Consider the following 5,218-nt stretch of genomic DNA (forward strand, 5'->3'; position numbering starts at 1 on the left):
TGCGCATCATCAACGAGCCGACGGCAGCCTCTTTGGCCTACGGCTTGGACAAGCGCAACAACGAGACCATCCTCGTCTTCGACCTGGGCGGTGGCACTTTCGATGTGTCCATCTTGGAAGTGGGGGATGGCGTTTTCGAGGTGAAATCCACCAGCGGCGACACGCAGTTGGGGGGCGACGACTTCGACAAGAAGATCGTCGATTGGATGGCCGAGCAGTTTAAGCAAATGGAAGGGATCGACCTGCGGCAAGACCGGCAGGCGCTGCAACGGCTAACGGAAGCTGCGGAAAAAGCCAAGATCGAGCTGTCCAGCGTTTCCGAAACCACCATCAACCTGCCCTTCATCACTGCCACTGCCGATGGGCCCAAACACCTGGAGCTGAAGCTCTCCCGCGCTCAATTTGAACACCTCTGTGCCGACCTGCTGGAGCGCTGCAAGGGGCCGGTGGAACAAGCCCTGCGGGATGCCAAGCTCACCAAAGCCGACATCAACGAAGTGGTGCTGGTGGGGGGATCCACCCGCATTCCGGCGGTGCAGCGGCTGGTGAGGGAGCTGCTGGGCAAAGAACCCAACCAAAGTGTCAACCCCGATGAGGTGGTGGCGGTTGGGGCGGCCATCCAAGCGGGTGTGCTGGCGGGCGAAGTCAAAGACGTGCTGCTGCTGGATGTCACCCCCTTGTCCTTGGGGGTGGAAACCTTGGGCGGCGTGGCCACCAAGCTGATCCCGCGCAACACCACCATCCCCACCCGCAAGTCGGAGATCTTCTCCACTGCCGAAGATGGGCAGACCTCTGTGGAAATCCACGTGGTGCAAGGGGAGCGGGAGCTGGCCCGCGACAACAAATCTCTGGGCCGCTTCAAGCTGGACGGGATCCCGCCGGCCCCCCGCGGTGTGCCGCAGATCGAGGTCACCTTCGACATCGACGCCAACGGCATCCTGAAGGTGACGGCCAAAGACAAAGGCAGCGGCAAAGAGCAGAGCATCTCCATCACCGGCGCCTCTACTTTGGATAGCAAAGAGGTGGAGCGCATGATTGCTGAGGCAGAAAAATACGCTGCCGAAGACCGGGCCCGCCGGGAGAAAATCGAGCGCCGCAACAAGGCCGACTCGCTGGCCTACCAAGCCGAGCGGCAGTTGAAGGAGTTGGGCGACAAGATCTCCTCCAGCAAACGCAGCCAAATCGAGACTCTGGTGCGAGAACTGCGGGAGGCCATCCAGCGGGAGGACGACAGCGCCATCCAGAGCAAAGAGCGGGAGCTGCAAGAGGCTCTCTACGCCATGAGCAGCGAGCTGTATCAACAGCCTGGGGCCTCCTCTAGCTCCGCTTCCGGCTCAGGGAAGACCTCCGGCGGCAGCGATGATGTGATCGATGCCGACTTCACCGAGAGCAAGTGACTGCTCAGGGATCCCTCCGTGGGCCGCGGGCCCAGGGCGGATCCCGCCCTTACTTGTAGCGCCGATAATGAGGAGGGACGGGATGGGCGATGGCGTCTAGCCCGCCTCCTCATTTTCTTCAGTAGGTCGGAGGGAAGGAGCCCTTGCCGGGGACGCCTAGCCTCGTGGTTTTCTGCCCACTCTCAGCGATTTGCCTGCGGACGCCTCCATGCAAAACTTTAAGGACTACTACAAGATTTTGGGGGTCAGCAAAACGGCCACTGCCGATGAGGTGAAACAAGCCTATCGGCGCCTAGCCCGCAAGTATCACCCAGATGTCAACCCCAACGACAAAGCGGCTGAAGAGAAATTCAAAGACATTAACGAAGCCTACGAAGTTCTCTCGGATCCCAGCAAGCGCAGGCAATACGACCAATTTGGCCAATACTATCAGCAGGGCGGGTTTCGCTCCAGCCGCGATGCCTACACCTACAGCAGCAGCCCCTTCAGCCAAGACTTTGGGGGGAGCGGATTTGGGGGGAGTGGCGTCGATTTCAGCCAATTTGATGATTTTCAAGACTTCATCGATCAACTGCTGGGCCGGGTGCGCAGCCAAACCGCAGACCGCAGCAGCGGATTTTCGGGATCCACTGGCAACACCAGTTACGATGCTGAGGCCACCATCCAGATCAGCATTCCAGAAGCTTTTGAGGGGGGCAAGCGTCGCCTGCGGGTGGGCGGGGATCGCGTGCTCGAGGTAAACATCCCGCCGGGAATTACGCCAGGGAAGCGGATTCGCCTGCGCGGCCAAGGCCACCCCAACCCCAACGGCGGTGCCGGTGATCTGTACCTTAAAATTGAGCTGAAAGACCACCCCTTCTATCGCCTAGAGGGATTCGACGTTTACTGCGATCTGCCCATCAGCCCCAGCGAAGCGGTTTTGGGCGCCCAGGTGGAAGTGCCCACCTTGGATGGGGTGGTGAAGCTGCGGATCCCACCTGGCATGCAGCCGGGGCGAAAGTTGCGGCTGGCGGAAAGGGGATTTCCCAAAGGCAACGGAGAACGGGGGGATTTTTACGTGGTGGTGCAGATCCATTTGCCCACCCAGATCTCCGAAGAAGAGCGAGAACTTTACGAAAGGCTGCAGCGGGTTCAATCCTACGATCCCCGCGCCACCCTTAAGCTCTAGCATTGATATTCTCCGATATTCTCCCACGGCCAAAGCCTCAAGATTCTTGACAAGCGCTCCGCGCCGCCTGAAAGCAGGAAGCCGCCCTTCTAGCTTGCTTCCGGTAGCGGTAGGGCGGGGCTGGAGGCCCAGCCTTGGGGTCAAGATGGGGTCCTGCTGGAATCTGGTTGCGTCGGCGGGACGGGAGCTGCATTTGCTTCCAGAGGTTCCTGACGAGAGCATCCCTGGCTCCATTGCAGTTGCCGCAGGATCCCGCGCAACAAGGCCACCTCGGCTACGGTCAGGCCGGCTCGCTGGAACAGGGCGCGAAACTTGAGCATTTTGCGGCGGGCTGTGTGGGGGTGCAGGTAGCCAATTTGCAGCAACAGCGCTTCTAAGTGGTCGAAAAATCCCTCCAGCAGCTCGAAGGGGGCAAGCCTTTGAGGCGAGGGCATAGGAGGAGCAGGGGAAGGGCTCTGGCAGACGAGGGTGTACAGCTCATAGCAACAAATGGCCACGGCTTGGGCCAAGTTTAAAGAGGGATAGGTCGCATTGGTGGGGATCTGGATCTGGCGATGGCAAAGGGCCAGCTCCTCGTTGCTCAAGCCGCGATCTTCGGGGCCAAACACGAGGGCGGCAGGGCCGGCGGCCAGCAGAGCGGGAAAGGCTTGGCGGGGGGACTGAATTTGCCATTCGGGTGGGTAGGTTTGGCTGCGCCCCGTTGTCCCGAAAACTTGCACACACCCTTGCAGGGCTTCGGGCAAAGTTTGCACCTTCCGGGCTTGATGGAGCAGGTCTGCCCCATGCACGGCTGTGGTGATCGCTTCCATATCGAGGGGATCGCATTGGGGATCCACCAGCACCCACTGCCTGAAGCCCATGTTTTTCATCACGCGGGCAATGGCGCCGAGGTTGCGCGGCCCAGCCGGCTGCACCAATACAAGCCGTACCTGCGCCAGTTGTTCAGGGCCAGAGTGGGGTAATATCGGCATCAGGTTGGGATCCCCCAGAGTGCCTAGAGTAGAGAAGAGGAGCTTGATTTTGTCATAGATTGCATCCATGGGATCCGCATACCGTTGTTGGCTGAGCTTGATTTGTCTGGTGTTGGTGGGATGCTGCTGGGGATCCCCGGCGCTGGCTGCCCCTTCATCGCTGGCAGGGCCGGCTCAGGTATCGCCCCAGCTCGTTCGCGATAGCGACTCAGAGCGGTTTTCTCTGGCCGAGGCGCGGCAGCGGCTGGAAGCCATTGCCGAGGTCATGCGCTCGATTCGCCTGTGCAACCGGCCCAACTGCCGCTACCGAGATATCGCTGTGGACGTGTGGCCTGTGGACATATCCATCCCCAATGGTGGTGCCGAGCCGTTCTACGAGGGCAGCATCGACGCCATGATCGACCGTCCTTCCGGCAGCTTGGATAAAGCCCACTACCGGCTGCAGTTTCGCCAGGGGCGCTGGCAGTTGCTGGGGGGCGAAGAGGTGTCCGATGTCTCTTCCTTTTTCTTTGAGGGAGATACCTACGAGGTGTTCAGCGCCTACGGCACCCGCAGCCACAAAGCCAAGTTGGCAGATGCCAGCAGCAACCTGCGCGTGGGCTATCGGGAGCTGTATTACCGCGTTTTCGACCGGGGCCAAGAGCGTTTGCACTAGCGCTGCGGAGCACGATGAGAGGCCGGCAACACACCTTAGCCAGCTCTATTGCCCTAGAAGGCGTTGGCCTGCACACCGGCCTGCCGATTCGCTGCAGTCTGCATCCAGCTCCTGCCGGCAGCGGTCGGGTTTTTGTGCGGGTGGATCGACCGGGATCCCCTGAGATCCCGGCTCGGTTGGGATCCCTGGCCCCTGCCCATCTCTGCACCCTGTTGCAGCAGGGATCCCCCTCTGTTCAAGTGCAGACGGTGGAACACCTGTTGGCCGCCCTCTACGTCCTGGGCATTGACAACTGCCGCATCGAGGTGGAGGGGCCAGAGCTGCCGATTCTGGATGGCTCTGCCCTGCCCTTTGTAGAGGCCATTGCCCAGGCCGGGATCCAAGCCCAAGATCAGCCGGCCCTGCTGGGGGTGATCCAAGAGCCGGTTACTGCCTGGGCGGGGGAAGCTTTCGTCAGCGCTCTCCCCCATCCCACAGCCCGCTTTACTTATGGCATCGATTTCGCCGATTGCCCCATTGGAGAACAGTGGCTGAGCTGGAGGGAGAACAGGCCGGATTTTGTCCAGTCCATTGCGCCGGCCCGCACCTTCGCCCGCCAGCAGGATGTGGAGCTGGCCCGGGAACGGGGGCTAATCCAGGGGGGCAGCCTGGAAAATGCCATTGTCTGTAGCCAAACCGAGTGGTTGGGGCCATTGCGCTACCCAGATGAGCCGGTGCGCCATAAGCTGATAGATTTACTAGGAGATCTCAGCCTCCTGGGCTGCCGACTGCAGGGGCACATTGTGGCCTACAAGGCGGGCCATGCCCTGCACCACCGTTTGGCCGAGCAGTTGCTCAAGAGTGGATCCCTGCTGATCCATGAAGAGCAAGGGGGAGAAAGAGATCCGGTTGCGTAGCCACAACCCTGCCATCCTCAGGTGCGACAGCGGTGCCGAGCACTTTTCTTCAAGGGGATCCGCTCTATTGGAATCTCTTGATCTCTTCTCCGTAGATCCCTGGGTGCTCTTTTGGCTGAGTTCTGGCCTGC

At 60.6% G+C, this 5,218-nt stretch carries 5 protein-coding genes; 4 read left to right on the top strand and 1 reads right to left on the bottom strand.

What is annotated here, in order from left to right:
* Both dnaK and NW819_RS10240 read left to right on the top strand, forming a co-directional pair.
* Positions 1-1,397, top strand: a 1,397-nt coding sequence (gene dnaK, locus NW819_RS10235) for a molecular chaperone DnaK (protein WP_414413675.1), incomplete at its 5' end; no start/stop codon positions are given.
* Positions 1,398-1,605: 208 nt separating this feature from the next.
* Positions 1,606-2,565, top strand: coding sequence for a DnaJ C-terminal domain-containing protein (locus NW819_RS10240; protein WP_414413676.1), 960 nt, complete (start codon positions 1,606-1,608; stop codon positions 2,563-2,565).
* 140 nt (positions 2,566-2,705) lie between these two features.
* Here the strand turns inward: NW819_RS10240 and NW819_RS10245 are convergent, their stop codons facing one another.
* Positions 2,706-3,605, bottom strand: a complete 900-nt coding sequence (locus tag NW819_RS10245) for an RNA methyltransferase (RefSeq protein WP_414413677.1) — start codon at positions 3,603-3,605, stop codon at positions 2,706-2,708.
* Here NW819_RS10245 and NW819_RS10250 point away from each other — a divergent pair.
* Together NW819_RS10250 and lpxC are read left to right on the top strand one after the other, a co-directional pair.
* The gene (locus NW819_RS10250; RefSeq protein ID WP_414413678.1) at positions 3,604-4,191 is read left to right on the top strand and encodes a hypothetical protein; all 588 of its coding nucleotides are present in this window, start codon (positions 3,604-3,606) and stop codon (positions 4,189-4,191) included. The genes NW819_RS10245 and NW819_RS10250 overlap by 2 nt on opposite strands.
* A 14-nt stretch (positions 4,192-4,205) precedes the next feature.
* Positions 4,206-5,087 (top strand): UDP-3-O-acyl-N-acetylglucosamine deacetylase, encoded by an 882-nt coding sequence (gene lpxC / locus NW819_RS10255; protein WP_414413679.1) that lies wholly within the window; start codon positions 4,206-4,208, stop codon positions 5,085-5,087.
* Positions 5,088-5,218 lie beyond the last annotated feature (131 nt).

The organism is Synechococcus sp. R8-2 (assembly GCF_047461715.1).
Classification (GTDB): Bacteria; Cyanobacteriota; Cyanobacteriia; order Thermostichales; family Thermostichaceae; genus Thermostichus.